This window comes from Arthrobacter sp. TJ-266 (assembly GCF_058269115.1).
The window spans coordinates 327,835-354,404 of the sequence record NZ_JBZCNC010000001.1; the positions used below are offsets into that span (position 1 = coordinate 327,835).

20 protein-coding genes and 1 tRNA gene are annotated in these 26,570 nt (G+C 70.0%); 7 read left to right on the forward strand and 14 right to left on the reverse strand.

The window, feature by feature from the left end:
• Entirely contained in the window at window positions 1-1,191 is a 1,191-nt protein-coding gene (gene xylA, locus AC4D12_RS01745) for a xylose isomerase (protein ID WP_490948061.1), read from the reverse strand.
• A gap of 108 nt (window positions 1,192-1,299) precedes the next feature.
• Window positions 1,300-2,337 (reverse strand): LacI family DNA-binding transcriptional regulator, encoded by a 1,038-nt coding sequence (locus tag AC4D12_RS01750; protein ID WP_490948062.1) that lies wholly within the window; start codon window positions 2,335-2,337, stop codon window positions 1,300-1,302.
• 177 nt (window positions 2,338-2,514) lie between these two features.
• Here AC4D12_RS01750 and AC4D12_RS01755 point away from each other — a divergent pair, with 177 nt between their 5' ends.
• Both AC4D12_RS01755 and AC4D12_RS01760 read left to right on the forward strand, forming a co-directional pair.
• A complete protein-coding gene (locus AC4D12_RS01755) occupies window positions 2,515-3,666 on the forward strand; it encodes an endo-1,4-beta-xylanase (protein WP_490948063.1) in 1,152 nt (383 codons plus the stop codon).
• A 54-nt stretch (window positions 3,667-3,720) separates the two neighbouring features.
• Window positions 3,721-6,777, forward strand: coding sequence for an endo-1,4-beta-xylanase (locus tag AC4D12_RS01760; RefSeq protein WP_490948064.1), 3,057 nt, complete (start codon window positions 3,721-3,723; stop codon window positions 6,775-6,777).
• A 78-nt stretch (window positions 6,778-6,855) separates the two neighbouring features.
• Here the strand turns inward: AC4D12_RS01760 and purM are convergent, their stop codons facing one another.
• The 7 genes from purM to AC4D12_RS01795 all read right to left on the reverse strand — a co-directional run bounded on the left by purM (window position 6,856) and on the right by AC4D12_RS01795 (window position 14,748).
• Complete coding sequence (gene purM, locus AC4D12_RS01765) at window positions 6,856-7,971, reverse strand: phosphoribosylformylglycinamidine cyclo-ligase (protein ID WP_490948065.1); 1,116 nt, start codon at window positions 7,969-7,971, stop codon at window positions 6,856-6,858.
• Window positions 7,968-9,524 carry an amidophosphoribosyltransferase gene (purF, locus tag AC4D12_RS01770; RefSeq protein ID WP_490948066.1) on the reverse strand — a complete coding sequence of 519 codons (1,557 nt, stop codon included), beginning with the start codon at window positions 9,522-9,524 and terminating at the stop codon, window positions 7,968-7,970. Before purF ends, purM begins: the two co-directional genes overlap by 4 nt.
• Before the next feature lie 50 nt (window positions 9,525-9,574).
• The gene (locus tag AC4D12_RS01775) at window positions 9,575-10,108 is read right to left on the reverse strand and encodes a hypothetical protein (protein ID WP_490948067.1); all 534 of its coding nucleotides are present in this window, start codon (window positions 10,106-10,108) and stop codon (window positions 9,575-9,577) included.
• Window positions 10,109-10,127: 19 nt separating this feature from the next.
• Window positions 10,128-11,543, reverse strand: coding sequence for a DUF2079 domain-containing protein (locus tag AC4D12_RS01780; RefSeq protein ID WP_490948068.1), 1,416 nt, complete (start codon window positions 11,541-11,543; stop codon window positions 10,128-10,130).
• The gene (locus AC4D12_RS01785) at window positions 11,540-11,905 is read right to left on the reverse strand and encodes a sterol carrier family protein (protein WP_490948069.1); all 366 of its coding nucleotides are present in this window, start codon (window positions 11,903-11,905) and stop codon (window positions 11,540-11,542) included. Before AC4D12_RS01785 ends, AC4D12_RS01780 begins: the two co-directional genes overlap by 4 nt.
• A gap of 18 nt (window positions 11,906-11,923) precedes the next feature.
• On the reverse strand, window positions 11,924-12,928 hold the full coding sequence (locus tag AC4D12_RS01790; protein ID WP_490948070.1) for an asparaginase: 1,005 nt from the start codon (window positions 12,926-12,928) through the stop codon (window positions 11,924-11,926).
• A gap of 137 nt (window positions 12,929-13,065) precedes the next feature.
• Window positions 13,066-14,748: a molybdopterin-dependent oxidoreductase gene (locus AC4D12_RS01795; protein ID WP_490948071.1), complete on the reverse strand. Its 1,683-nt coding sequence runs from the start codon at window positions 14,746-14,748 to the stop codon at window positions 13,066-13,068.
• A 161-nt stretch (window positions 14,749-14,909) separates the two neighbouring features.
• Between AC4D12_RS01795 and purD the strand changes: the two genes are divergently transcribed.
• The 3 genes from purD (at window position 14,910) to AC4D12_RS01810 (ending at window position 18,533) form a co-directional block, all read left to right on the forward strand.
• Entirely contained in the window at window positions 14,910-16,220 is a 1,311-nt protein-coding gene (gene purD, locus AC4D12_RS01800) for a phosphoribosylamine--glycine ligase (RefSeq protein ID WP_490948072.1), read from the forward strand.
• The gene (locus tag AC4D12_RS01805) at window positions 16,217-17,116 is read left to right on the forward strand and encodes a phosphoribosylaminoimidazolesuccinocarboxamide synthase (RefSeq protein WP_490948073.1); all 900 of its coding nucleotides are present in this window, start codon (window positions 16,217-16,219) and stop codon (window positions 17,114-17,116) included. The genes purD and AC4D12_RS01805 overlap by 4 nt, the downstream gene beginning before the upstream one ends.
• 424 nt (window positions 17,117-17,540) lie before the next feature.
• Complete coding sequence (locus AC4D12_RS01810) at window positions 17,541-18,533, forward strand: SMP-30/gluconolactonase/LRE family protein (protein WP_490948074.1); 993 nt, start codon at window positions 17,541-17,543, stop codon at window positions 18,531-18,533.
• Window positions 18,534-18,595: 62 nt separating this feature from the next.
• Here the strand turns inward: AC4D12_RS01810 and AC4D12_RS01815 are convergent.
• The 5 genes from AC4D12_RS01815 to AC4D12_RS01835 all read right to left on the reverse strand — a co-directional run bounded on the left by AC4D12_RS01815 (window position 18,596) and on the right by AC4D12_RS01835 (window position 25,887).
• Window positions 18,596-18,669 (reverse strand) — tRNA-Pro (locus tag AC4D12_RS01815).
• Between the two features lie 96 nt (window positions 18,670-18,765).
• Window positions 18,766-20,628 (reverse strand): ABC transporter ATP-binding protein, encoded by a 1,863-nt coding sequence (locus AC4D12_RS01820; RefSeq protein ID WP_490948075.1) that lies wholly within the window; start codon window positions 20,626-20,628, stop codon window positions 18,766-18,768.
• Entirely contained in the window at window positions 20,625-22,451 is a 1,827-nt protein-coding gene (locus AC4D12_RS01825) for an ABC transporter ATP-binding protein (RefSeq protein ID WP_490948076.1), read from the reverse strand. The genes AC4D12_RS01820 and AC4D12_RS01825 overlap by 4 nt, the downstream gene beginning before the upstream one ends.
• Before the next feature lie 102 nt (window positions 22,452-22,553).
• Complete coding sequence (locus AC4D12_RS01830; RefSeq protein WP_490948077.1) at window positions 22,554-23,501, reverse strand: metallophosphoesterase; 948 nt, start codon at window positions 23,499-23,501, stop codon at window positions 22,554-22,556.
• A 1-nt stretch (window position 23,502) separates the two neighbouring features.
• On the reverse strand, window positions 23,503-25,887 hold the full coding sequence (locus AC4D12_RS01835; protein WP_490948078.1) for a transglycosylase domain-containing protein: 2,385 nt from the start codon (window positions 25,885-25,887) through the stop codon (window positions 23,503-23,505).
• A 35-nt stretch (window positions 25,888-25,922) separates the two neighbouring features.
• Here AC4D12_RS01835 and sp36 point away from each other — a divergent pair, with 35 nt between their 5' ends.
• The gene (gene sp36, locus AC4D12_RS01840; protein WP_490948079.1) at window positions 25,923-26,078 is read left to right on the forward strand and encodes a Sp36 family protein; all 156 of its coding nucleotides are present in this window, start codon (window positions 25,923-25,925) and stop codon (window positions 26,076-26,078) included.
• A 2-nt stretch (window positions 26,079-26,080) separates the two neighbouring features.
• A complete protein-coding gene (locus AC4D12_RS01845; RefSeq protein ID WP_490948080.1) occupies window positions 26,081-26,569 on the forward strand; it encodes a RidA family protein in 489 nt (162 codons plus the stop codon).
• Window position 26,570: the final 1 nt, after the last annotated feature.

Genomic DNA, 26,570 nt, shown 5'->3' on the forward strand with positions numbered 1-26,570 from the left:
TCAGCGGGCTCCGAGCAGGTGCTCGATGAAGAGCTGCTGCAGCTTCACGAAGCCGAAACCCTTGCCGTTGAAGTAGGCATCGGCGTCGAAGTCCTCGTAGGAGGAGCGGTCGGCGCGGAGTGCCTCGTAGCCCTCGCCCTCGTTGAGCGTGGGCTGGTTGATTTCGGAGACCCGCGATGCCTCGAGGGCTGCCTGCACCTCGGGGTCCGCACGGAACGCCGCTGCGCGCTCCTTGAGCAGGAGGTAGGTCTGCATGTTCGCCGAGGCGGACTCCCACACGCCGTCCATGTCCTCGGTGCGGCTCGGCTTGTAGTCGAAGTGACGGGGGCCGTCGTAGGCGGGTCCGCCGTCGGGGCCACCGTTCTCCAGGAGGTCCACGAGCGAGAAGGCGTTCTGCAGGTCACCGTGACCGAACACGAGGTCCTGGTCGAACTTGATGCTGCGCTGGCCGTTCAGGTCGATGTGGAAGAGCTTGCCCTGGTAGAGGGCCTGCGCGATCCCGTGGGTGAAGTTCAACCCGGCCATCTGCTCGTGCCCGGTCTCGGGGTTGATGCCCACCAGCTCCGGGCGCTCGAGGGTCTCGATGAACGCCATGGCGTGGCCGAGCGTGGGGAGCAGGATGTCGCCGCGGGGTTCGTTGGGCTTGGGCTCGATCGCGAAGCGGATGTCGTAGCCCTTGTCGGTGACGTAGTCGCCGAGCAGGTTGACGGCCTCGCGGTAGCGCTCGAGGGCGCCGCGGATGTCCTTGGCGGCGTCGTACTCGCTGCCTTCACGCCCGCCCCACATCACGAAGGTCTTGGCACCGAGCTCGGCGGCGAGGTCGATGTTCTCCAGCACCTTGCGAATGGCGAAGCGGCGCACATTGCGGTCGTTGCTGGTGAAGCCGCCGTCCTTGAAGACGGGGTGGCTGAACAGGTTGGTGGTGACCATCGGGACGATCAGGCCGGTCGACTCGAGGGCGCCCTTCAGGCGGTCGATCTCGGTCTGCCGCTCGGAGGCGGTGGCGTGGAAGGGGAAGAGGTCGTTGTCGTGGAAGGTGAGGCCGTAGGCGCCGAGGTCGCTCAGGCGGTTGACGGCCTCCACGACGTCGAGGGGCGCGCGGGTGGCGGAACCGAACTGGTCCTGGGCCTCCCAGCCCACCGTCCAGAGTCCGAAGGAGAATTTGTCATCGCGGGTGGGCTCGATCGTCATTGAGTGCTCCAGGAGTGTTGAGAACTAATATGTTGCCGTCTCAAACATATTCGTTTTCAGAGGAGAGTCAAGAGTGACATCCGGTGTTGCGCTGCGACCGGACGCGGCCTAGGACCCCAGGGCACGGACGCTCGCCCGCACCACCAGCTTCGTGGAGAGTTCGATCCGCGGGCTCTCCACGGCGTCACCGCGCATGAGGCGCACGAGAGTGCGGGCGGCGAGCATCCCCATCTCCGAGAGCGGCTGCCGCACGGTCGTCAGGGGAGGCGAGGCCCATGACGCCTCCGGGAGGTCGTCGAAGCCGACCACGCTGAGGTCGTCCGGGATACGGAGGCCCCGCTGCCGGGCGGCTTCGTACACACCGAGGGCCATCTGATCGCTCGCCGCGAAGATGGCCGTGGGGCGGTCGTCGAGCGCGAGCAGTTCGATGCCGGCCGCGAAACCGGATGCGTAGTCGAAGTCGCCGTCGGCCACGAGCTCCGGGACGAAGGCGATACCGGCGGCATCGAGCCCGGCCCTGTACCCGTCCAGCCGTGCGCGGCTGCACCAGAGGCCTGGCCGTCCGGCGACGAAGCCGATCCGCCGATGGCTCTGCTGCAGCAGGTGCTCCGTCGCGGTCACGGCCCCCGTCCAGTTGGTGGCGCCGATGGTGGGCACGTCGAGATCGGGCACGCCCGCGGGGTCGATCACGATCACGGGGAGGTGCAGCCGCTGCAGCTCCGCGTGCAGGAAGGAGTCGAGATCGGTGGTGACGAGGATGGCGCCGTCGCTCGCCCGGTCCGCAAGGATGTCCAGCCATTTCCGCGTGGAGTCCGCACCGCCCCTCCGGTGGATGGCCGAGACCACCACCGAGAGCCCCTCGGCGTTGAGCGACTCCTCGACGCCCCGGATGATCTCGACCGCCCAGGGACTGTCGAGGTCGTTGAAGACGAGATCCACGAGGCCCGACGGAGTCGGTGCCACCGCTCCTCGACGGCGATAGCCGGAGTCGCGGAGCAGGGTCTCGACGCGCTCGCGCGTTGCGGGTGCGACGTCGGACCTGCCATTGAGGACCCTCGACACCGTCGGGATGGAGACGCCCGCCGCCGCGGCGATGGCCGAGATGGTCACGGCCGGCTGGGGCGGTGCCTGGGCCTTGTCCTGCATGCGGTCCTCCTCGGGACACGGGCGCTGCAGTCCTGCACCCCCGGGTCGAAAGATCAGCACCCTTGACGTTCCGGGTGCCGTGTCCCTAACCTACAGCAACGGTATTTCCGGAAACTTCCGGAAGTTATCGGTCGGAGTCTCGGAACTCCACGCCTCAGGTACCTCAAAGGAGAGCTCATGCAGGTTCGTTCATCCATCGCCGCTGCGGTCCTCGCGTCGGCCATGCTTCTGCCCGTCGCCGTCACGGCCCACGCCGCACCCGAACAGCCGACCCGGAAGCCCGGGGTCACCAAGGGCATCGACAAGAAGGACACCCTCCGCTGGGTGGCCCCGAAGGACCTCAGGATCGGCACGGCCGTCGCGGGCGGCGGTCACCACGAGGACCAGCCCTACCCCGACCCGTTCACCTTCGACCAGGAGTACCGCTCCCTGCTCGCGGCGGAATTCAACTCCGTGTCACCCGAGAACCAGCTGAAGTGGGAATTCGTCCACCCGGAGCAGGGCACCTACCGCTTCGCCGAGATGGACGCGATCGTCCAGTTCGCCCAGGAGAACAAGCAGGTGGTCCGCGGACACACCCTGTTCTGGCACAGCCAGAACCCCGCGTGGCTCGAGGAGGGCGATTTCACCAAGGACGAGCTGCGGGCCATCCTCAAGGACCACATCCAGACGGTCGTGGGACGGTACGCCGGCAAGATCCAGCAGTGGGACGTCGCCAATGAGATCTTCAACGACGACGGCTCGCTCCGCACCACGGACAACATCTGGATCCGCGAACTCGGCCCCGAGATCATCGCCGACGCCTTCCGGTGGACGCACGAGGCGGACCCGAAGGCGAAGCTGTTCTTCAACGACTACGGCGTGGAGAGCGTCAACGCGAAGAGCAACGCCTACCTCGAACTGATCCCCAGGCTCCAGGCCCAGGGCGTCCCGGTGGACGGCTTCGCCATCCAGGGCCATCTCAGCACCCGCTACGGCTTCCCCGGGGACCTCCAGACCAACCTGCAGCGCTTCGACGACCTCGGACTGGAGACCGCCATCACCGAGATCGACGTCCGGATGGACGTCGCGGCGGGTACCGCCCCCACGGCTGCGCAGCTCGCCACGCAGTCGAGCTACTACGACCGCGCCCTCGAGGCGTGCGTCGCGGTGGACGAGTGCAACTCCTTCACCATCTGGGGCTTCACCGACAAGTACTCGTGGGTCCCGGTGTTCTTCAGCGGCGAGGGCGAAGCCACCGTCATGCGGAACGACTTCTCGCGCAAGCCCTCCTACTACGCACTCCAGGACACCCTCGAGCAGGCAGCTCCCGGACGCGGGAACCGCTAGACCGTGACCTCGGAGAGAGCTCACGAGCGAACAACCGACAGGACAGGACGAACCATGCAACGACGACGGTGTCTGATCGCAGGTGCCACGGCCTTCGGGCTGGTGGCCGGCGCCGGCGCGCTGGCGCTGCCCGCCGCGCACGCCGTGGATCCGGCAGTACTCCTCAGCGAGGACTTCGAGGACAGCGCCTTCGGGCCGCTGGTCGCCAACGGCAACTCGACGCTCTCCGTCGTGGACGCCGACGGTGACAAGGCGCTGCTGGTCACCGGGAAGGCCAACGACTACGACGGCGTCAAGACGCCGGCCAACCTCCTGCAGGCGGGAGGGACCTACTCGTTCTCCGCCCAGGTCAAGCTCTCCGCCCCGGCGGGAACGACGACGTCGGCGCGCTTCGTCGTCGAACCGTCCTACACCTGGGTGGGCAACACCACGGTGTCCGCCGACGTGTGGACCACCATCAGCGGCACGTTCGACGCGCCGACCGGCGCAGACCCTGCCGCGTTGCGCGCCTATCTCGGCACGGGAGATCTCGGTGCGCCCTACGACTACCTCGTGGACGACGTCGTGATCACGGGCACCGCCGCAGCAGGCGACGGCGGCGCCTGGCAGCCCACTCCGGACGCCGGCTTCGTGCCGGGCGGAGCCGTCAACCCGACCGCGACGCCGCAGGCCGCCGCACGGGGCACCGGCAACGTCGTGGCGCTGACGTTCGACGACGGCCCCAATCCGGGCGAGACCGGCGCGGTCCTCGACCTCCTGAAGGAGCGGGGCGTCACCGCGACGTTCTGCGTCATCGGACAGAACATCCAGGCCGACGGCGGCGCCGAGCTCCTGCGGCGCATCGTCGCCGAGGGCCACACACTGTGCAACCACGGCACGTCCTACGCCGACATGGGCTCGTGGACCCAGGCGCAAGTGGAGACCGATCTGAAAGAGAACCTCCGGATCATCCGCGCCGCCGCCGGAGACCCCACGCTCCAGGTCCCCTACTTCCGCGCACCGAACGGCAGCTGGGGTTCCACCGGCGAGGTCGCCGCGGCGCTCGGCATGCAGCCGCTCGGTCTCGGGAACGTGATCTCGGACTGGGACGGCAACGACCTCAGCGAGGGGACGCTCACCGCGAACCTCCGCCGGGCCTTCACGCCCGGCGCGGTGGTCCTCGCCCACGACGGCGGCGGCGACCGGTCGAACACGGTCGCCGCGGTGCGCACGGTGCTCGACGAGAAGATCGCCGAGGGCTGGACGTTCGCGCTGCCGAGCGGCGGCGCGACCGGTGGGGCGACCACGCCGGTGGCCCCCGGTGTCTCCAGTGATTTCGAGGCCGGCACGGACGGCTGGACCGCCCGGGGCGTCGGCGTGCAGGTCGCGGGCTCCGGTGACGCCCGGACCGGTACCGGGAGCCTGCTGGTGACCAACCGCACGCAGCCCTGGCACGGTGCAGCGCTGGACGTCACCGCAGGCCTCTCCGTGGGGCAGCCCGTGGAGATCTCGGTGTGGGCGAAGCTCGCACCGGGCCAGCAGCCCGCATCCCTCAAAGCCTCCGTGCAGCGTGACAACGGCGGCGGCAGCGGGTACGACAGCGTGGCCGGCGCGAGCGCGAGCGTCTCCGCCGACGGCTGGACCGAACTCAAGGGCACCTACACGCTCGGAGCAGCAGCCGACAAGGTGCAGGTCTACGTCGAGGGACCGGTGGGCGTGGACTTCCTCCTGGACGACTTCAGCCTGGCGGCGGACGTCGAGACGCCCATCCAGGCGGACGTGCCGGGGCTCAAGGACGTCCTCGGGGCGGACGGGATCGAGCACGTCGGCGTGGCCATCGACTCCCGCGAGACCGTGGGAGAGGCGGCGGAGCTCATCCGCAAGCACTACAACGCCATCACCCCGGAGAACGCGGGCAAGCCCGAGAGCGTGCAGCCGGTCGAGGGACAGTTCACCTTCACCCAGCTGGACCAGCTCCTGGACTTCGCCGATGCGAACGGCATCGAGGTGTACGGGCACGTGCTGGCATGGCACTCGCAGACCCCGGCGTGGTTTTTCAAGGACGGCGCCCGTGACCTCACGAACAGTCCCGCGGACCAGGCCCTGCTGAAAGCCCGCATGGACGCGCACATCAAGGGCATCGCGGACCACATCGACGCCCGCTACCCGGACGGCGACAGCCCCATCTGGGCCTGGGACGTGGTCAACGAGGTCATCGCGGACGGCGACACCGCCAACCCGCACGACATGCGTGACAGCCGTTGGTTCCAGGTGCTCGGCGAGGGTTTCGTGGACGAGGCGTTCCGTCTGGCGGACCGCTACTTCCCCGACGCCGCCCTGTTCATCAACGACTACAACACGGAGATGCCGGAGAAGCGGGCGGACTACCTCTCGCTCATCAGCGCGCTCGAGGGACGGGACGTGCCGATCGACGGCGTGGGCCACCAGGCCCACGTGGACGTCGCCCGGCCGGTCGAGTGGCTCGAGGATTCCATCGTGGCGGTGGAGCGGCTCAACCCGCAGCTGCTCCAGGCCATCACCGAGCTGGATGTCAACGCCTCGACCGAGAACCAGGGTGCCGACGTCAGCGGTGCACCCGTGGACCCGTACAGCCCGGCCTTCGAGAACGACGCCGACGCAGCAGCCGAAGTGGGCTACTACTACCGGGACCTGTTCTCGATGCTCCGTGAGAACAACGAGTCCGTGGACTCGGTGACCATCTGGGGCATCAGCAACGCCCGCACCTGGCTCCGTACCTGGCCGATGGCACGTCCCTGGGAGCAGCCGCTCCCCTTCGACGACGAGCTGCAGGTCACCCCCGCGTACTGGGGCATCGTCGATCCGTCCAGGCTTCCTGCCCGGCCGGCCGACGTGCTGCCGCCGCGGATCGCCGACACGTCGGACATCCAGGCGGTGTCGAACGGCGCGAGCGGAGTGAAGGTCGCCTATAATCTGCCCTCGGCGATCGACACCCTCGACGGCGCTGTACCGCTGAACTGCGCTCCGGCGTCGGGCTCGCGCTTCGTCATCGGTACCACCACCGTCACTTGCACCACGACGGACAAGGCCGGGAACGAGAGGACCAGCTCGTTCGACGTCGTGGTCACCCGCAAGCAAACCGGTAAGCGCTGACCGGCCGGCCCTTCCACGACGAAGCCCCTGACCTCCTCGAGAGGTCAGGGGCTTCGTCGTCCGGGGGAGTCGCGCGGGTCAGGAGGCGTAGGCGCCCAGCAACCGCACGGACCCGCCGTCCACTCCCTTGGCGCCCTGCACGTAGTCCGGCCCGTCGGTGCTGCCCGTCCCCGCGGCGGCCACGGAGCCCATGACCCAGGACGGCACGCCTGCGTCGTTCAGTCGCGCGAGAGCGGCGTCGGCACCCGCGGCCCCGACGACGGCGACCATGCCGACACCGAGGTTGAGCGTGCGCTCGAGGTCCGGCAGCGGCACGTCGCCGAGCTGCGAGACCAGCGTGAAGATGGGCGGGAGGCCCCAGGTGGAGCGGTCCACGGTGGCTTCGAGGCCGCGCGGCAGCACGCGCGCCAGGTTCGCGGCGAGCCCGCCGCCGGTGACGTGACTGAACGCGTGCACCTGGGCGGCGTCGTCGCGCGCGAGTGCCAGGCAGTCGGCGGCGTAGACCCGCGTGGGTTCGAGGAGCTCCTCACCCAGCGTGCGGCCGAGCTCCGAGACCTGGCGGTCCAGCGCCCACCCCGCCTGGTTGATCACGCGGCGCACCAACGAGTACCCGTTGGAGTGGAGCCCGGAGGACGCCATGCCGATGACGACGTCGCCCGCCCGCACGCGCTCCGGGCCGAGCACCCGGTCCGCCTCGACCACGCCGGTCGCGGCGCCCGCGACGTCGTACTCGTGCTCACCCAGCAGGCCTGGGTGCTCCGCGGTCTCGCCGCCCACGAGCGCGGTGCCCGCCACGCGGCACCCGGCCGCGATGCCGCGGACGATGTCCGCGATGCGCTCCGGGACCACCTTCCCGCAGGCGATGTAATCCGTCATGAACAGCGGTTCGGCGCCGACCACCACGATGTCGTCCACCACCATCCCTACGAGATCGAACCCGATGGTGTCGTGGATGTCCATGGCCTGCGCGATCGCGACCTTCGTGCCGACGCCGTCGGTCGAGGTGGCCAGCAACGGCCGCGTGTAGGTCAGGAGCCGGGACACGTCGAAGAGGCCGGCGAAGCCGCCCACCCCGCCGATGACCTGATCACCGTGGGTCGCGCGGACGGCGTCCTTCATGAGTTCGACGGCGCGGTCTCCCGCCTCCACATCGACCCCGGCGCTCGCGTACGTGATGGGTCCGGACACGCTCATACCCGCTCTTTCTTGTCCTCGTCGGTCAGCACGGCCTCGAACTCGGCGTCCGGGCCCGGGTCGCAGCCGGTGGCACCGACCTTGTCGGCCGGGTCCAGACGCTCCAGCAGGTTCTTGCCCAGGCGGTCGGCCTCGGGGAGCTCGATGGGGTACGTGCCGGTGAAGCACGCGGTGCACAGGCTCTCGCGGGGCTGCAGCGTGGCGTCGATCATGCCGTCCTCGGAGATGTACGCGAGGCTGTCCGCGCCGATGGACTGGGCGATCTCCTGCACGGCCGCGCCGTTGGCGATGAGCTCGGCGCGCGAGGCGAAATCGATGCCGTAGAAACACGGCCAGCGCACGGGCGGTGAGGAGATCTTCACGTGCACCTCGGCGGCGCCCGCCTCCCGCAGCATCCGCACGACGGCGCGCTGCGTGTTTCCGCGGACGATCGAGTCGTCGACGACAATGATGCGCTTGCCGCGGATCACGGACTCGAGCGCGTTGAGCTTGAGCCTGATCCCGAGCTGGCGGAGGGTCTGGCTGGGCTGGATGAACGTGCGCCCCACGTAGGCGTTCTTCACGAACCCGTGGGCGAAGGGGATGCCGGACTCCTCCGCGAACCCGACGGCCGCGGGGGTCCCGGACTCGGGCACGGGGATCACGATGTCACCCGGGGCCGAGTTCTCCCGCGCCAGCTGCCGGCCCATCTCCACACGGGACTCGTACACCGAGCGGCCGGCGATCGAGGCGTCCGGCCGGGCCAGGTACACGTACTCGAAGACGCAGCCCGCCGCCGTCGGGGTGGCGAAGCGGCTGCTGCGCACGCCGTCCTCGTCGATGGCGATGAACTCGCCGGGCTCGATCTCGCGGATGAAGCTCGCGCCCACCGTGGCGAGGGCGGCCTGCTCGGAGGCGACCACCCAGCCGCGCTCGAGGCGCCCGAGCACGAGGGGGCGGACGCCGTAGGCGTCGCGCGCGGCGTACAGCGTGCCCTCGTCCATGAAGACGAAGCAGAAGGCACCGCGGATGCTCGGCAGCAGTTCCATGGCGGTCTGCTCGAGGGAGCGGTCGTCGTCGCCCGCCAGCAGGGCCGTCACGAGCGCGGTGTCCGTGGTGTTGCCCTGCGCGAGCTCACCGGCGCGGGGCTTCCCGCGATCGAGCACCATGCGGTGGAGCTCGGCCGAGTTGGTGAGGTTGCCGTTGTGCGCCAGGGCCACGGTGCCCGCGGCGGTGGCACCGAGGGTGGGCTGCGCATTGGCCCAGTGCGAGGAGCCGGTGGTGGAGTAGCGGCAGTGCCCGACGGCGATGTGCCCCGTCAGCGTGTTGAGGGTCGACTCGTCGAAGACCTGCGAGACGAGCCCCATGTCCTTGTAGACGTTGATCCTGCGGCCGTCACTCGTCGCGATGCCCGCGGATTCCTGCCCCCGGTGCTGCAGGGCGTAGAGGCCGTAGTACGTGAGTTTGGCGACCTCCTCGCCGGGCGCCCACACCCCGAAGACGCCGCATGCGTCCTGAGGGCCTTTTTCGCCGGGGAGAAGATCATGGGAAAGTTGTCCGTCGCCGCGCACCATGGGCCCATTCTCTCACGCGGCGCAATGGCCGGGATCGGGGCCGGTGCCCGTCAGTCGTCGTCGAACGTGCGCTCGGCGCGTGCCCGCTCGGCGCGCTTGAGGCTCCTGCGATCGAAGATCAGCACCAGCAGGGCCGCGAGCAGCAGACCGGGGATGGCAAGTGCCACCGTGAAGAACCCGAGGACCGACTCGCGCGTCAGCGTGGGGTCCTCGGGGCCGGTGTAGGCGACCACGAGGGCGGCGGTGAAGCCGAGGATCGCGCCGATCATCATGAAGGGCACGAACTTCGGAGCACGCCGCACGGTGACGTCGCGGTACGCCGGAGCGTCCCCGCGCGGGGTTCCGGCGTCGTCGCCCACGCCCGGCTCGGTGCTGGCTGCTCGGGCCACCGGCTGCACGTGCGCGCTCGGATCCGCGGCGCTTGCCTCGCGGTCCGAGCGGAGGTCCTCGGGCTCGCCCGGGACGTCCTCGCGGTCCGCCGGGGCCGGTCGGCCGTCCGCCGGGACCGCGCCCCGCGGGTCGAGGCGACCGTCCGCATCGGCGGGCAGGGGCGTCTCGTTCTGCGCAGGCTGGTCGGGGGTCATGCTTTAAGGCTACCGGGCTTCATCGCTGCCGCTGCACCAGCTGGTAGCCCGCCTCGTCGAACACCAGGGCGTAATCGGTGCCGGGATAGCGCTCCTCGGCGTGCCGCTCGGCGTCACTCGGGCGGACCGCTCCCCAGCTCCAGTCCTCGGCGTCCACCACGAGGTAGTCCGGCGCCGGGTTCGCGTTGCCGAGCCAGTACACCCGGGTGTCCGGCACGAGGTAGGCCATGAGCACCACGCCGCTCTCCACCGAGGCGTCCTCGGGTACGAGGTCCATCATGCGGTGCGCGGCATCCCAGCGCTCGGACACCCGGTACGTCTCCGGCTCGGCGAGCACGGCGAACTTCTGCGCGGGCAGCAGGACCAGGCACGCCACGACGGCGGTGGGCACACCGAGGAGCGCCGCGGCCCTGACCCACTCCCGGCGGCTCCGCCGCAGCCGGTGCACCCCGTCCACGAGCCCGAGGAACAGCACGGGCATGAGCACGGCGCTGTAGTGCCACTCGGGCCCCCAGTACCCCTCCTGACCCGAAGCGAAGCGCCACAGCAGTGTGGGCACGAGGACCAGTGCGAGGGACGAACGGAGGAACAGCACGCCTCCCGCGAGCAGCAGGAGCAGGAGGGTCTCGTGCTTGGCGGCCCCGGAGACGAGGTCGACGACGGCGCCCGCGGGGTCCGCGAGCATCGCGCCGACGTCGATGCGGTCCGAGTAGTCGTACTCCCCGCCCGAATTGAGCGCGGGCAGGATGACCCGCACGGAGAGGATCAGCCAGAGGGCGCCCCACGCCGCGAGCCACAGACCCGCGACCGTCCGCAGCCGCCAGGCGAGCACGACGCCGAGGGCCATCACCGTGAGCCCGAGATCCTCCTTGACGAACACGAGCAGCCCGCCCCAGACGACCGCCTGGCCCACACGCCGGCGGAGCACCGCCTCGAGGGCGAGGGCGAGCAGGGGCACCGCGAACGCGATCTCGTGGAACTGGGCGGCGACGGCCGACTGCAGCCCCCACGAGAGGGCGTACGCGCCACCCACCGCGGTCCCTGCGAGCGTGCCGATCATCCGGATGCCGGTGCGCGCCACCACCACCACGGAGAAGGCGAACAGCAGGTTCTGCACGATCAGGAGCGTGAGGCCCGACGGCGCCACCGCGTAGGCAGGTGCCAGCAGCACGAGGAGCGGGTGGAAGTGATCGCCCAGCAGGTTGAAGCCCTCACCCTTGATGGGCACGATCGGGGCGCCCCGCTCCGCGTAGGCCTTGGCGAGCTGCGTGAAGATGCCGAGGTCCCACGAGGGGGATTCCAGCCGGATCCACTGCGTCACGGAGAAGACGGTGAAGAGGACGAACGCCGCGAGTCCCGTGGACCACGCCCAGGGTGACTCGTTGCGGACCGCGGACGAGGTGCGGTTCCTCAGCAGCGTGAGGCCCTCGCTCATGTGTGCCGGCCGAACAGGGGAAGCAGGGCGCCGAGGTCTGCGCGCGAGCCGGAGGCCGCCACCCTGCCCGCCGCAACCGCGTCCGCCCAGGTGAGCGAGCCGGTGACGAGGCCCAGCCAGGTGGTGGCGTCGGTCTCGACGACGTTCGGCGGGGTCCCGCGGGTGTGGCGCGGTCCCTCGACGCACTGCGTCACGCCGAACGGTGGCACGCGGACCTCCACGCTGTTGCCGGGGGAGACCTCTGCCAGCTCCTCGAGGGTGAACCGCACGGCGGTCGCGAGGACGGGCCGCGGGGCGGTGCCGGCCGCCACGTCCTGCAGCGCGCGGTGCCCGTCCTCGGGCGAGATGCGTCGTCGTGCCATGCCCGTCGCGGTCCGTTCCTAGTCCAGCAGCGCCATGACGGGGGCGGCGAGCCGCAGGCTGCCGACGGAGCGCCCACCTCCGAGGATCGGTGACACCACCTTCTCGAGGACCGGGCCCACGCGCTCGGCGTCGATGGCGCCGGTCGCGGCGAAGAGTGTCAGCCCCACCAGGGTGGCGGCGCGGGAGTTGCCGTCGAGCACCTTGAGGGCGAGGGTGGCCCCGGTGCGGGCCGACAGGACGAGCACGCCCTCGGCGCCGCTCTTGGCGATGATCCCGAGGTCCTCCATGACCACCGAGTTCTCCCTGCCCTCGCCGTGCACGGCCCAGGGGTAGTCGAGCATCGCCGTCGCGATCGTGGCAGCCCGGGCATCGGCGTGCTTGTCCGCCGGGGCCTTCGCGATCCTGCCGATACCGCGCGCCAGGCCCGTCAGGGACACGGCGCCGACGGGTGCGCCGCAGCCGTCCACGCCCCACGCCGCCACGGTCTCACCGGTGTACTCCTCGATCACGGACGCGATGGACTGCTGGAGCGGGTGCGACGCCTCGAGGTAGGTGTCGGTGTCCCAGCCGTTCTCGGTGCAGGCCCAGAGGAACGCCGCGTGCTTGCCCGAGCAGTTGAAGGCGATGCGCAGCCTACCCTTGCCGCTGAGTACCAGCTCGTTGCGGGCGGCTTCGTCCTGCGGCCAGTCGGCGGGGCACTGCAGGTGCTCCTCGGTGACGCCCGCGGCGTCGAGCATGGTCCGCACCACGTCCATGTGCCGGTTGCTCCCCACGTGGCTGGCCGTGGCGAGCGCCACCTGCGGACCGCGCAGCGGCACCCCGGCTTTCATGCTCGCAAGGGCCTGGAAGGGCTTGAGCGTGGAGCGGGGGAAGATCGGGCTCGTGATGTCGCCGAGCTCGGTCACCACCGAGCCGTCCGCGGCGAGGACGACGGCGGCACCGACGTGGCGCGACTCGATGAAGCCGCTGCGTTCCAGGACGGCGAGGTCCACGGCGGACGCCGAGGTGAAGGTGGAGGGCATGGTCCCAGTATTCCCTACGTCTTTTCCGTTCCCCACGGCGGCTGCGCCCACCGGAGGGAACGGACATCCGGTAGGCGCAGGCCTGTGTGGCACGGAGACTGCAGCCCTGTGGGCCGGCGAGGACACCCGGCCGGGGATCAGGTGACCGTGAACTGGACCGACTGCCAGCCGGACGCCCCGTTGGGCACGGTGTCCGCGCGCTCCTCGGTCTGGACGCCGTCCTCGGCGTCGGTGGCCCGGGTGCGGATGGTGTGCAGACCGGACTCGAGGGTCACCTCGTGCGACCACTGGCGCCAGGTGTCCACCGAGGCCTCGGCCGCGAGGGTCACGGGCTGCCACTCGCCGTTGTCCACGGAGACCTCCACCTCGGTGATGCCCCGGTGCTGGGACCAGGCGACACCGCCGAGCATGACGCTGCCGGCACCGACCTTCGCGAAGGAGGCCGGTACCTCGATGCGCGACATCGTCTTGATGGGCCCCATGTCGGACCACCCGCGGTCGGTCCAGTAGGCGGTCTTGTCCGCGAAACGCGTGACCTCGAGGTCCACCACCCACTTCGTCGCGGAGACGTAGCCGTAGAGGCCCGGCACCACCATGCGTACCGGGAAGCCGTGCTCCAGGGGGAGGGGCTCGTCGTTCATGGCGATCGCGAGGATGGCATCGCGGTCGTCCTGCAGGATGGGCAGGGGAGTGGAGGCGCTGAAGCCGTCCGAGCTGGTGGAGAGCACCATGTCCGCGCCGTCCAGGGGCTTTGCGCGTGCCAGCACCTCGCGGAGCGGATAGCCGAGCCACTTCGCGTTGCCCACGAGGTTGCCACCCACAGGGTTGGAGACGCAGGTGAGGGTGACGTGCCGCTCGATCAGGTCGGCGTCGAGAAGGTCCTGGAAGGTCAGGGTGAACTCCTCCTCGACCATGCCGTGCACGCGGAGCTCCCAGGTGTCGGTGGCGAGCTGCGGCACGCTCAGCGCCGTGTCGATGCGGTAGAAGTCGGCGTTGGGGGTGATGAACGGCGTCACGCCCGGGGTCGGCGACTGGACACCTGCCGGGAGGGCCGGTGCGGGGCTCGCGGGGGCGGGGAAGGCGAGGCTGTCCCGGACCGCTGCCACGTTGTTGCGGGCCCCGGCGAGCAGGCGCCCGCCACCGGCGGCCGCTGCAGCCACGACGGCGGTGATGCCGGCCGCTGCGAAGAAGCCGCGGCGGGAGGTGGTGCCGGCGGGGCGCCTCGAGGAGGCTCCGGCGCGAAGGAGGGCGTCGTCGTGCACCGTGCCTGCGGGGCGCTCGGTGATGGTGACGCCGTCGGACCCCGCTGATCCCGACGCCGGTGCGCCTGCCCCGACGAGCACGGGCTCGGGGGAGGGAGCCACGGCGGCGTGCCGGAGCCGCGCCGTCAGCCAGCGGAGTGCCAGCAGGCCCGCGGCGGTACCGACCACGGTGGGCACGGCATCGGGCAGGGCCGCCCCGGCGCGGGTCAGCACGCAGGCCACGATGATGGCCCCCATGAGGAGCACCCCGGCGACGCCGAGAGCCCAGCGCCGGAGGGCGACGATGCCGAGGACGGCCGCGAGGAGTGTGATGGTGACACCCATGCCGACCAGGAGGGCCAGCTTGTCATTGGTGCCGAACGTCGCGATCGCGAAGTCCTTCATCCACGGCGGGGTGAAATCGATGAACGTGGAGCCCATCGCGATGACCGGGGTGGCGCTGGCGCGGAAGAAGGCGCCGACGAGTTCGGCGACACCCAGCACCACGCCTGCGGCGAGGATGCCGGCGAGGGCGGCGAGAAGGGTCTGGCCGCGGCGGGGACTGGTGGCTTTGCTCATGTCAGGTATTCGGAGAGGCCCAGAGCGGGTATGGGTAGGCGAGGGGCCCGCCGCATACGCAGCGACCCGGCCACCCGACGGCGCCGCTCCTCCCTGCGGCTCCGTACCCCCCCCTCCGCGCTTCCTCCGTGCTCTGCGGCGCTCCCGTAGGCTGTCCTACTGTGAAGGTTCTAGTCCTCGGGCCCGGCGGCCGCGAACACGCCATCGTCCTGGCCCTGCTGGCCGACCCCTTCGTCCGCGAGGTGCACGCCGCGCCGGGCAACGCGGGCATCGCCGAGGACGTCACGGTGCACGACGTCGACGCGAACGATCCCGCGGTCGTGACGGAGCTCGCGCGCCGCCTCGCGGCCGACCTCGTGGTGATCGGCCCGGAGGCACCCCTCGCCGCAGGGGTCGCGGACGCCCTGATCGACGCCGGCATCCCCGTCTTCGGACCCACCCGCGCCGCCGCGCAGCTCGAGGCGTCGAAGGCGTTCGCGAAGCAGGTCATGGCCGCTGCGGGCGTCCCCACGGCCATGGCGCGCGTCGCGACCGACGACGAGCAGGCGAACGAGGCCCTCTGCACCTTCGGCGCCCCGTTCGTCGTGAAGGACGACGGCCTGGCGGCGGGCAAGGGGGTCGTGGTCACGGACGATCTCGACGAAGCGCGCGCCCACGCGTCGGCCTGCTTCGCCGCGGGTGGCAGCGTGGTCATCGAGGAGTACCTCGACGGCCCCGAGGTCTCCCTGTTCGTCCTCTCGGACGGGCGCACCGTGGTGCCGCTCGCCCCCGCCCAGGACTTCAAGCGCATCCACGACGGCGACCAGGGGCCCAACACCGGCGGTATGGGGGCCTACTCGCCGCTCGAGTGGGTCCCGGACGGCCTCGTCCAGGACGTGATCGAGCGGGTGGCCCAGCCCGTCATCGCCGAGATGGCGCATCGGGGAATGCCCTTCGCGGGTGTGCTCTACGTGGGCCTCGCGCTCACCTCCCGGGGGCTGCGTGTCATCGAGTTCAACGCCCGCTTCGGGGATCCGGAGACGCAGGCCGTGCTCGCGCGCCTCACCACACCCCTCGGCGGCGTGCTGCTCGCCGCGGCGAAGGGCGCCCTCGACCGGATCGGCCCGCTCACCTGGTCGCCGAAGACCGCCGTCGCCGTGGTGCTGGCCTCCGAGAACTACCCCGACGCCCCCGTCACGGGACGTCGGGTGCGGGGACTGAAGCGCGCCGCCAAGGTGACGGGAGCCCGCGTGCTCCACGCCGGTACGGCCCTCCGCGACGGCAAGGTGGTGAGTTCCGGCGGGCGGGTGCTCGCCGTCGTCGGCCTCGGCGACTCGCTCGCCGCCGCGCGGGCCACGGCGTACGAGGGCCTCGCGGAGATCGAGCTGCAGGGCGGGCAGTTCCGCACGGACATCGCCCTGACGGCGTCCGGCGCTCCGGCGCCGGGTGGTCCAGCCGGCGGTGCGGCCGTCGTGCCGGCAGCGCACGCATGAGCGTCTTCGCCCCGGCGCACCTGGAGCTGCCGGGCTGGCGGCACGTCTACTCGGGCAAGGTCCGCGACCTCTACGAGCCGGAGGACGGGCCGGACGACGTCGTCCTCGTGGTCGCGAGCGACCGCATCAGCGCCTTCGACCACGTGCTCGCCACCGAGATCCCCGACAAGGGGCGCGTGCTCACCCAGCTGAGCCTGTGGTGGTTCGAGCGTCTCGGGGGCATCCCCAACCACGTGCTCGCGTCCGATGCCGCGGGGGGCGTGCCGGCCGCCGTCGAGGGCAGGGCCATGATCTGCCGGAAGCTGATCATGTACCCGATCGAGTGCATCGCCCGCGGCTACCTGACCGGCAGCGGTCTGCTCGAGTACCGTGCCTCCGGCACCGTGTGCTCGCTCCCGCTGCCCGGCGGGCTCGTGGACGGCTCGCGGCTCGAGCCGGCCCTCTTCACCCCGTCCGCCAAGGCCGAGGTGGGGGAGCACGACGAGAACATCACGTACGACGCCGTCGTCATGACCGTCGGTGACGATGCCGCGGCAGAGCTACGCGCCCTGACCCTGGACATCTACACGCGGGCCGAGGCGATCGCGCGCGAGCGGGGCATCATCCTCGCGGACACGAAGGTGGAGTTCGGGCTCGATCCGGCCACCGGTGCGATCACGCTCGGCGACGAGGTGCTGACGCCTGACTCCTCGCGCTTCTGGGACGCCGCGCTGTACGCCCCCGGTCAGGCGCAGCCCTCCTTCGACAAGCAGTTCGTGCGGAACTGGCTCACCTCGGACGCCTCCGGCTGGGACCGCGCGTCCGAACCGCCGGCCCTGCCCGACGACGTCGTCGAACGCACGCGCGCCCGCTACGTCGAGGCCTACGAGCGGCTGACGGGGCGCACCTTCGCCTGACCCGCAGTCGTCGTCCTCCGGTGTTCGCAGGTCGACCCGCTGTCGCGTCCGCGCTTCGGTGTCGCCTTCACGGGGATGGGACGCGTGCCAGCGGCGTGTCGTGGGCCGACACACCCTTGCGCCTCGAGAAGGTGACAACGAAGCCAGGCGACCACCGCACGACGGCGTTGTCCGACTGGTCCGGACGCGCTGAGAGGACCCGATGCCGACGAGGTCACGCCGATGACGGCCGGGGTGGGGGACAAAGGCCGTGACCGGAGCGTTACCCAGAAGGCGGATGCTCAGGATTCGCCGTGCGGCCTCCCAGTCGCAGCAGTGCACGCGGGCCGGCGTACCGACGTCGATCCGCATCATGTCAACCCGATACGCGCAGCACGGCGGTCCGCTCGGAGCGCCGTCGTCGTCCAGAACATCGAGGAGCACGATGAGCATCACTTCCCAGACCACGCCCGAGACCACGCGCCCGGCGGCAGGCCGCCGCCTCGCGATGACCCGCGCCGCCGTCGCCGTCGCCGCGGCGAGTGGCCTCCTGCTGTCCGCGACGCCCGCCGTCGCGGCGCCGCCGTCGTCCCCTGCCGCATCGGCGCAGCAGGACACCCTGATCCCCCTCCCCGGTGCATCCGGTGCCGAGGGCATCGCCGCCGGCAAGGGTGGCACGTTCTACGCCGGGGACCTCGCCGACGGAGACATCTACCGCGGCGATGTGCGGAAGGGCACCGCGGTGGAATTCATCGACGCGCCCGCCGGAAGGGTGGCCGTGGGCCTGAAGGCCGACGTCCGGAACGACCTCCTCTTCGTCGCCGGAGGCGCCACGGGACAGGCCTACGTGTACGACACCCGGACGGGGGAGCCGGTGACGGACATTCAGCTCGCGACCGGCGACGCCTTCATCAACGACGTCACCCTCACGAAGGACGGCGCGTACTTCACGAACTCACGCAGCTCCGACCTGTACTTCCTCCCGATCGGTCCGCAGGGTGAGATCGGCGAGGTGCGGACCATCGCGCTCACCGGCCCGGCCGCGCTCGTGACTCCCGGCTTCAACCTGAACGGCATCACCTCGGTGGACGGCGGCAGGACCCTGATCGTGGCGCACTCGGCGAACCAGGCCGTGTACACCGTCGATCCCACCACGGGGGTCAGCGCGCCGATCGCGACCGGCGCGCTGCCGAACGTCGACGGCATCCTCGCCAAGGGCGACACACTGTATGCGGTGCAGAACCGCATCAACCAGGTCAGCGTGATCGACCTGTCGAAGGACCTCACCACCGGCGAGGTGGAGGACGTCATCACGAGCCCGCTGTTCAACGTCCCGACGACCGTTGCCCTGTTCGGCAACACGCTCGGGTTCGCGAACGCCAAGTTCGGGGCGGTCAACCCGAACGGCTACGAGGTCGTCACCGTCCCGCAGCGCTGAGTACCTGCACCCATGCGAAAGGCCCGTCGGCTGGTGCCGACGGGCCTTTCGTGTGAACTGGGTCGGGGTGACAGGATTTGAACCTGCGGCCTCGTCGTCCCGAACGACGCGCGCTACCAAGCTGCGCCACACCCCGGTGTCGCCGGGCCGGAAGAAGCTCCCGAACGGCAACTGTCCAAGGATAGCCGAGGATGCGCGGCGACGAAAACCGCGCAGGTTGCCGTCGGTCGGCTCAGACCAGCGAGTCCTTCCACGCCGCGTGCAGCGTCGCGAACCGTCCGGTCCCGCCGATCAGCTCGGCGGGCGTACCGTCCTCCACCACGCGGCCGTCGTGCACCACGAGCACGCGGTCCGCGATGGCCACCGTGGACAGACGGTGCGCGATGATGAGCGCCGTCCGGTTGCCGAGGAGTTTCTGCAACCCCTCCTGCACCAGGCGTTCGCTCGGGATGTCCAGGGACGACGTCGCCTCGTCCAGGATGAGGACGGCGGGGTCGGCGAGGAACGCTCGGGCGAAACTGATGAGCTGGCGCTGGCCCGAGGACACACGGCCTCCGCGCTTGTTGACGTCGGTGTCGAAGCCGTCCGGCAGCTCGAGGATGAACTGCTCGGCACCCACGGCCCGGGCCGCCTGCTCGATCTCGGCCCTCGTGGCATCCGGCCTGCCGAGCGCGATGTTGTCCGCGACGGAGCCACTGAACAGGAAGGCCTCCTGCGTGACCATGACGACGGCGCGGCGCAGGTCCTCCGGCGCGAGCTCCCGCAGGTCCACGCCGTCGAGCGTGAGACGCCCCTCGGAGACGTCGTAGAACCGGGCGATGAGCTTGGCGAGGGTGGACTTCCCCGCCCCCGTCTGCCCGACCAGGGCCACGGTCTGGCCTGCGTGGATGGACAGGTTGAGAGCGGGCAACACCACGGGGCCGTCGCCGTACCGGAACTCGACATCGTGGAACCGGACGTCACCGCGGGGCTCACGCAGCGCCACGGGGTTCTTCGGCGGACGGACGGTGGGGACCTCCTCGAGGAGCCCGGAGACCTTCTCCAGCGCGGCCGCAGCCGACTGGAACGCGTTGTAGAACATGGCCATCTGCTCCACGGGCTGGAAGAACCTCTTGCTGTAGAGCAGCAGCGCCAGGAGTGCACCGACCTCGAGCGTGCCACCCAGCACGCGGAACCCGCCGAAGACCAGCACGAGGGCGACCGTCACGTTGCCGATGAGGACGAGGCCCGGCTGGAACACCCCGTTGAGGTTGATGGAGCGGACAGTGACGGTGCGGTAGTCCTCGGCCAGCTCGTCGTAGCGCTCGGCGTTCTCCCGCTCGCGGCGGAACGCCTTCACGGCGCGGATGCCGGTCATGGTCTCGATGAAGTGCACGATCAGCCGGGCCGAGACCACGCGGGACTCGCGGTAGGCGATCTGCGAGTGCTTTTGGTACCAGCGTGCGAGGAGGAACATCGGCACCGCGGCCGCGAGGATCAGGAACCCCGTGCGCCAGTCGAGCGCGAAGATCGTGGCCGCCGTCAGGATCATGAAGATGGCGCCCGAGGCGAGGGAGCTCACGCCGGAGTCGAGCAGCTCCCGCAGGGCCTCGAGGTCGGAGGTCTGGCGGGAGATGATGCGGCCGGACGTGTACTTCTCGTGAAACTCGAGGCTGAGGCGCTGCGTGTGCCGGAACACGCGGACGCGGAGGTCCAGCAGCATGGCCTGGCTGAGCTGCGCCGTCGCCCGCACGTACCCGGCGGTGAGCACGGCGCCCAGGACGGCCGCGAGCAGGTAGGTGCCCCCGGCGACCCACAGCATGCTCGGATCGCCGGCCATCAGCGTGGGCAGGGCGCGGTCGATGCCGAAGGCTATGATGGCGGGCCCCGCCACCCGGGCCGCCTGCGAGATCACCACGAGCAGCACGGTCCAGACGAACTGGCGCCGGTTGGGCCGGATGAGCGAGCCGAGCAGGCGGAACGAGCGGGCGCGGACGGACTTGCTCTGAGCGCGGTTCAGGAGGACGTCGTCCTCGTTGAGTACGCCGGCGGACGTCCCCTTCGGGTCGTCGTCGTCCCTGGGCGCCTGCCCGGGCGCAGCGGTGGTGCGGCTCATGCGAGCGCCTCCTCGTCGTCGTGCCGGGGTTGGGCCTCGCGACCGAGCTGCGCGATCTCCTCGTCGTCGAGGCTTGCGATCACATAGCGGTAGTGGTCGCTCCGGGCGAGCAGCTCCGAGTGGGTGCCCACGTCGGCGATCCGGCCGTCCTGCAGGAGGGCCACGCGGTCCGCCAGCGCAACGGTGGAGGGGCGGTGCGCGACGATCAGCGTCGTGGTGGCGTGCAGTACGGCCCGGAGGCCCTCCTCCACGCGCTCCTCCGTGGCGACGTCGAGCGCGGACAGGGGATCGTCGAGCACCAGGACCGTGGGCTGGGCGGCGATGGCCCGGGCGAGGGCGATCCGCTGGCGCTGGCCGCCGGAGAGACTGAGGCCCTCCTCGCCGATCAGGGTGTCGGCCCCGAGCGGGAGGTCGTACGCGAAATGGGCCTGCGCGACCTCGAGCGCCTCGGCGAGCACGCGGTCCGCCTCCGGGCCCTCCGCATCCGACCCCATCAGCACGTTGTCACGGACCGAGGTGGAGAAGAGCGTCGTGTCCTCGAACGCGACGGCCACGAGCGTTCGCAGCCGCTCCAGGGTGAGCTGCCGCAGGTCCACGTCGTCGATCGTGATGCTGCCGCTCGTCACGTCGTAGAGCCGCGGGACGAGCTGCAGCAGCGTGCTCTTGCCGCTGCCGGTCACGCCCACGAGGGCCATGGTCTCGCCGGCGCGGAGCGTCAGGTCCACGCCGGCGATCACGTCACCGGCGTCCTCCTGAGCGTCCGGATAGCGGAAGTGGACGTCGTGGAAGACGACTTCCCCACGCGGTGTCGGCAGGTCCTGTGGCTCGGCCGCATCGGTGATGGTGTTCTCCGACTCCATGACCTCGTAGTGGCGATCGATCGCCGTCTTGGCGGTGAAGGTCATGGCGAGCAGGGGGCCGATGAACTCGACCGGTCCTGCGACGGCGGCCGCCGTGGCGAAGAACGCCACGAGGGAGCCGATCGAGACGTCACCGCTCGCGGCGAGGGTCACGCCCACGATCAGCGAGGTCCCCAGCGCGAGCTCGGGCAGGAGCGTCACGATCATCGAGAACGTGGCGAGGGACTTGGCCTTGACGATCTCGGTCTGCCGGAGTTCCTCCGCCTGGTCCTCGAAGTCCTCGAGCGCCTCGCGGCTGCGGCCGAAAGCCTTCAGCACGCGGATGCCGCGCACGGACTCCTCGACCGTGGTGGCGAGGTCACCGGCCTGGTCCTGGCTCCTGCGCGAGACACGGCTGTAGGAGGTGCGGAAGCGGTAGCCGTAGATCATCAGCGGCACGGCCGCCGCGACGAAGATGAGGGCGAGCACCCAGCTCATGAAGAACATGATGATCACGCCCATGACCACCGTCAGCGACGTGACGACCAGCATGATCAGGCCGAAGGCCATCCACCGCCGCATGAGGTTCAGATCGCTCATGGCCCGCGAGAGCAGCTGGCCGCTGCCCCATCGGTCGTGGAACTCGACCGTCAGGTTCTGCAGGTGGCGATAGAAGGAGGTGCGCATGTTCGTCTCCACCGTCGTCGCCGGGGTGATGACGAACTGGCGGCGCAGGGCCACGAACGTGGCCTCCAGGACGCCGAGGAGGAGGACGACGCCGGACGCGATCCAGACGGTGCGTGCCGTTCCACCCTCGGCCAGGGCGTCGTTGATGAGGACACGGAGAACCTGCGGGATGGAGAGCGCCATCACGCTCGCGCCGAGGGCGCAGAGGAGACCGAGGACGAGGCGCGGGATGATCGGCCGGACGTGCGGATAGAGCCGTCCGAGCGATTCCCACAGCGTGTTTGTCTTGTCCGTCATGCCGACTCTTCGATGCTCGATGGTTGTTGGTGGCCCTCAGCAACCATCCTAGGCCAGCGCCCGCGGGAGGGAACCGGCAGTTCCGCCTCTGTCCCTCGAGGGCTAGCGCGTGCTCCGCGGAGTCAGGGTGATCAGAACGGCCTCGGGCCTGCAGGCGAACCTGATGGGCGCGAAGCGCGATGTCCCGATCCCTGCCGAGACGTTGAGCGGCACCGAGCGGCCGTTGGTCTCCCACTGGGTGAGTCCGCGTGCGCGCCACGTCGGCAGGTCACAGTTGCTGACGAGGGCGCCGTACCCCGGCACGCAGACCTGCCCGCCGTGCGTATGACCGGCGAGGATGAGATCAGCGCCGCCGTCGGTGAAGGTGTCGAGGACCCGCTGGTAGGGCGCGTGCGTGAGGGCCATCCTGATGTGGGGAGCCTCGGCCGAGGTGCTGCTGCCCGCCGGATAGGGGACGTAGCTGTCGCGGCCGAGGTGCGGGTCGTCGACCCCGGTGAAGTCGATACGCAGGTTCCCGAACCCGACGGACTGCGACCTGTTGGTCAGGTCCACCCAGCCGGCCGCTCCGAAGGCGCTGAACATGTCCGCCCAGGGGAGGTCCTGGGGGGTGGACTCCTTCGGGGCGATCGACGGGCCGGCGAAGTAGCGGAGCGGGTTCTTGAACACGGGCGCGAAGTAGTCGTTGGAGCCGGGCACGAAGACGCCGGGCACCTTCAACAGCGGTTCCAGCGCCTCGAGGAGCGGTGCAAGGGCCTTGCGGTGACTGAGGTTGTCCCCCGTGTTCACCACGAGGTCCGGCTTGAGCCGCGCCAGGCCGCGCAGCCAGTCCGCCTTGGACTTCTGGCCCGGCACCATGTGGATGTCCGCCAGGTGCAGGACCTTCAGGGGAGGTGACCCGGCCGGGAGGATGGCCAGGGTTTCCTCCCGCACCTGGTAGAGCGTGCGCTCGACGGCCGAGGCGTAGGAGAGAGTTGCGGCTGCCGCGGTCAGGGTGAGCCCTGCCGCCCAGCCGAGCGGTGCCCCGCTCCGGGATGTCTGAGTCGATGTCACGCTAGCCGTTTCCTCCAGTGCCGCCGTCGGTGTCGCCGCCGTCACCCGATGTCCCGGTGTCCGCTGCGCCTCCAGTCGTACCACCCGTGGAACCGCCGGTGCCAGTCGCCCCGGTGTTCCCGGTGTTTCCCGCGCCGGTGCCCGTGCCTGCGCCGGTGGTCCCGGTGCCCGGCGTCGCGGGCACCGTCGGGCGAGGAGTGCCTCCGGTGGCGGGCTGCGTGGTGCCACGCTGGGATCCGTTGATCATGCTGGCCGGCGGGTTGGCGAACGGCGTTCCCACGTAGAGGCCGGGGATCTGCTGCATGAAGCGGGCCCATGAGGGCGCCGCGATCAGGGAGCCGTCGATCTCGGGGTAGACCCGGCCGCCGATCTGCCGCCCACTCATCGAGGCCTCGGGGCCCTCGCCCTCGAAGTTGCCGACCCAGCTGGCCGTGACCATGCCCGAGTTGTAGCCCATGAACCAGGTCTGGCTCCGCGCGTCGTTCGTCCCGGTCTTGCCGGCCATGGGGATGTCGCCGTACTCCAACGCCTGTCCGGAGCCGGATTTCATCACTTCCTGGGTGGCGTAGTTGACTCCGCGTGCGACGTCCTGCGAGATCTTCCGCTCGCAGGAGACCGCCGGCACGGGGTAGCTCGTGCCATCGGCAGCCGTGACCTCGGTGAGGGCGCGTGGTTCGCATACCGTTCCCTCGTTGGCGAATCCGCCGTAGGCCTTGGCCATGGACATCGGAGCCGTCGAGACGCCACCTCCGATGAGTGCGGAGGGGAAGATCGACGGAGGCGTGGGTTCGCCGGCGTTGCTGCCCGCGTTGTGGACACCCATGTCGAAGGCGATGTCCCTGATGCGGCAGAGATCCAGCTGCTTCGCTGTCTCCATGGTGATGGTGTTGTAGGACTGCGCCAATCCTCGAAGGACCGTGTAGGTGCCGTAGTTGATGTCGCCGTAGTTCTGCGGGGTGTAGCCCTCGAAATCCTGGGTCTGCAGCACGAGGTTCCCGCCCGGCTCGCAGCTCGCGCGCCAGCGGTCACCCTCCGGGTACGTGCGCTTCCGGCCGTCGATGGGCTGGTTCAGGCTCTTCCCCGCCTCGACCCAGGCCGCCACCGTGAACGGCTTGTAGGTGGACCCGGGCTGGAATCCGCCGCCACCGCCGAGACTCTTCGCCGGATCGCCGTTGTCGTACTGGTCCACGTTGAAGTTGATGACGGTGTTTCCCTGCGCCGCCTCGGGGTTGTACCGGGTGTTCTGGGCCATCGACAGGATGTCGCCCGTCTTCGGGGCGAGGCTGACCATCGCGTGACCGACGGCGCCGTCGGTGGTGTCGGGATTCGCTGTCTCGTTCACGGCGGTCTGCGCAGCCGCCTGCACACGGGAGTCGAGTGTCGTTTTGATTGACAGCCCGGAGCGGTACAGCACCTTCCTCCGGTCCTCGGTGGTCTCACCGTAGGCGGGATCGTTCAGGATGAGGTGGGTGACGTAGTCGCAGAAGTACGGCGCCTGAGCCGCTCCCACGCAACCGCTGAGCGTCGGGGTGATGGCGAGGCCGAGGTCGGTCGCGACGGCCGCGTCGTGCTCCGCCTGGGTGATCTTGCCGCGCGTGAGCATGGCGCCGAGCACGATGTTCCGGCGCTCGAGTGCCCCCTGCGGATTCAGTTCGGGGCTGTAGACGGTGGGCCCGTTGACCACGCCGGCCAGAAGTGCGCTCTGCTGGATGTTGAGATCCTTGGCGTCCACGTTGAAGAAGTACTTCGACGCCGCCTGCACCCCGTAGCTGGTGCCGCTGAACTGCACGATGTTGAGGTAACCCTCGAGGATCTCGTCCTTCGTCAGTTCCTTCTCCACCGCGATGGCGAGCTTCATCTCGCGGAGCTTGTCACCCACGGACTTGCTCCCGTTGAAAACTGCGACGCCGTCGTTCTGCCGCGCGGTGTCGTTGAGGACGTTCGTGACGAACTGCTGCGTGAGGGTGGAGGCACCGCGGGTGGTGTCGCTCGTGAGGTTGCTCGCGATCGCGCCGAAGATGCCCTCCATGTCCACGCCGCCGTGATCGTAGAACCGGTAGTCCTCGATCGCGATGAGTGCATCCTTCATGTACGGGGACACCTGGTCGAGCGTGATGGGCTGGCGGTTCTCCTCGTAGAGCGTCGCGATCAGCGATCCGTCAGCGGCGAGGATGGTGGTGGGCTGAGCGAGCGCCTCTCGCTCGAGCTCCGCCGGGAGTTCCTCGAAGAACTGGATGGAGGCGGACGCACCCGTGCCGGCTGCCGCGGCCACGGGGACGAGCAGGCCCGCGGCGAGTACGCCCGCGAGTCCGCTGATCCCGAGGAACGCGACGATCTTGCCGAGGGTGGTTGCCGTGTCGAAGAGGGGAGATTTGCGCGCAGCCATTATTCCAGTTTACGGGCAAGCGATAGGCTTCCCCCATGAAGAAATGGGAGTACTCCACGATTCCGCTCATCATCCACGCGACGAAGCAGATCCTGGACCAGTGGGGCGAGGACGGCTGGGAGCTCGTGCAGGTGGTTCCGGGGCCCGACGGCAACGGTCTCGTGGCCTACCTGAAGCGGGAGAAGAGCTAGGGGTGCAGGCGGAACTTCCCGCTGTTTCCGCGGTCGAGGCGCGGCTGGCGGAGCTCGGACTCTCACTTCCCGACGTCGCCCCGCCGGTGGCGTCCTACGTACCCGCCGTGATCACCGGCTCTCTCGTGTACACCTCCGGCCAGCTGCCCTTCATTGACGGGAAACTCACAGCTTCGGGGAAGGTGGGAGCGCTCGACGGCGTCGACGCCGAGACGGCCGCGCAGCTGGCCGCGACCTGCGCCGTCAACGCCCTCGCGGCGATCAAGAGCCGGATCGGGAACCTCGACCGCGTCACGCGCATCGTCAAGGTGGTCGGCTTCGTCGCGTCCGATCCCTCCTTCACCGGGCAGCCGGCCGTGATCAACGGGGCCTCCGACCTCCTCGGGTCGGTGTTCGGCGAGGCCGGTGTCCATGCCCGGTCCGCCGTGGGTGTGGCCGTCCTTCCCCTCGACTCGCCCGTCGAGGTCGAAGTCATCGCGGAGTTCGTCTAGG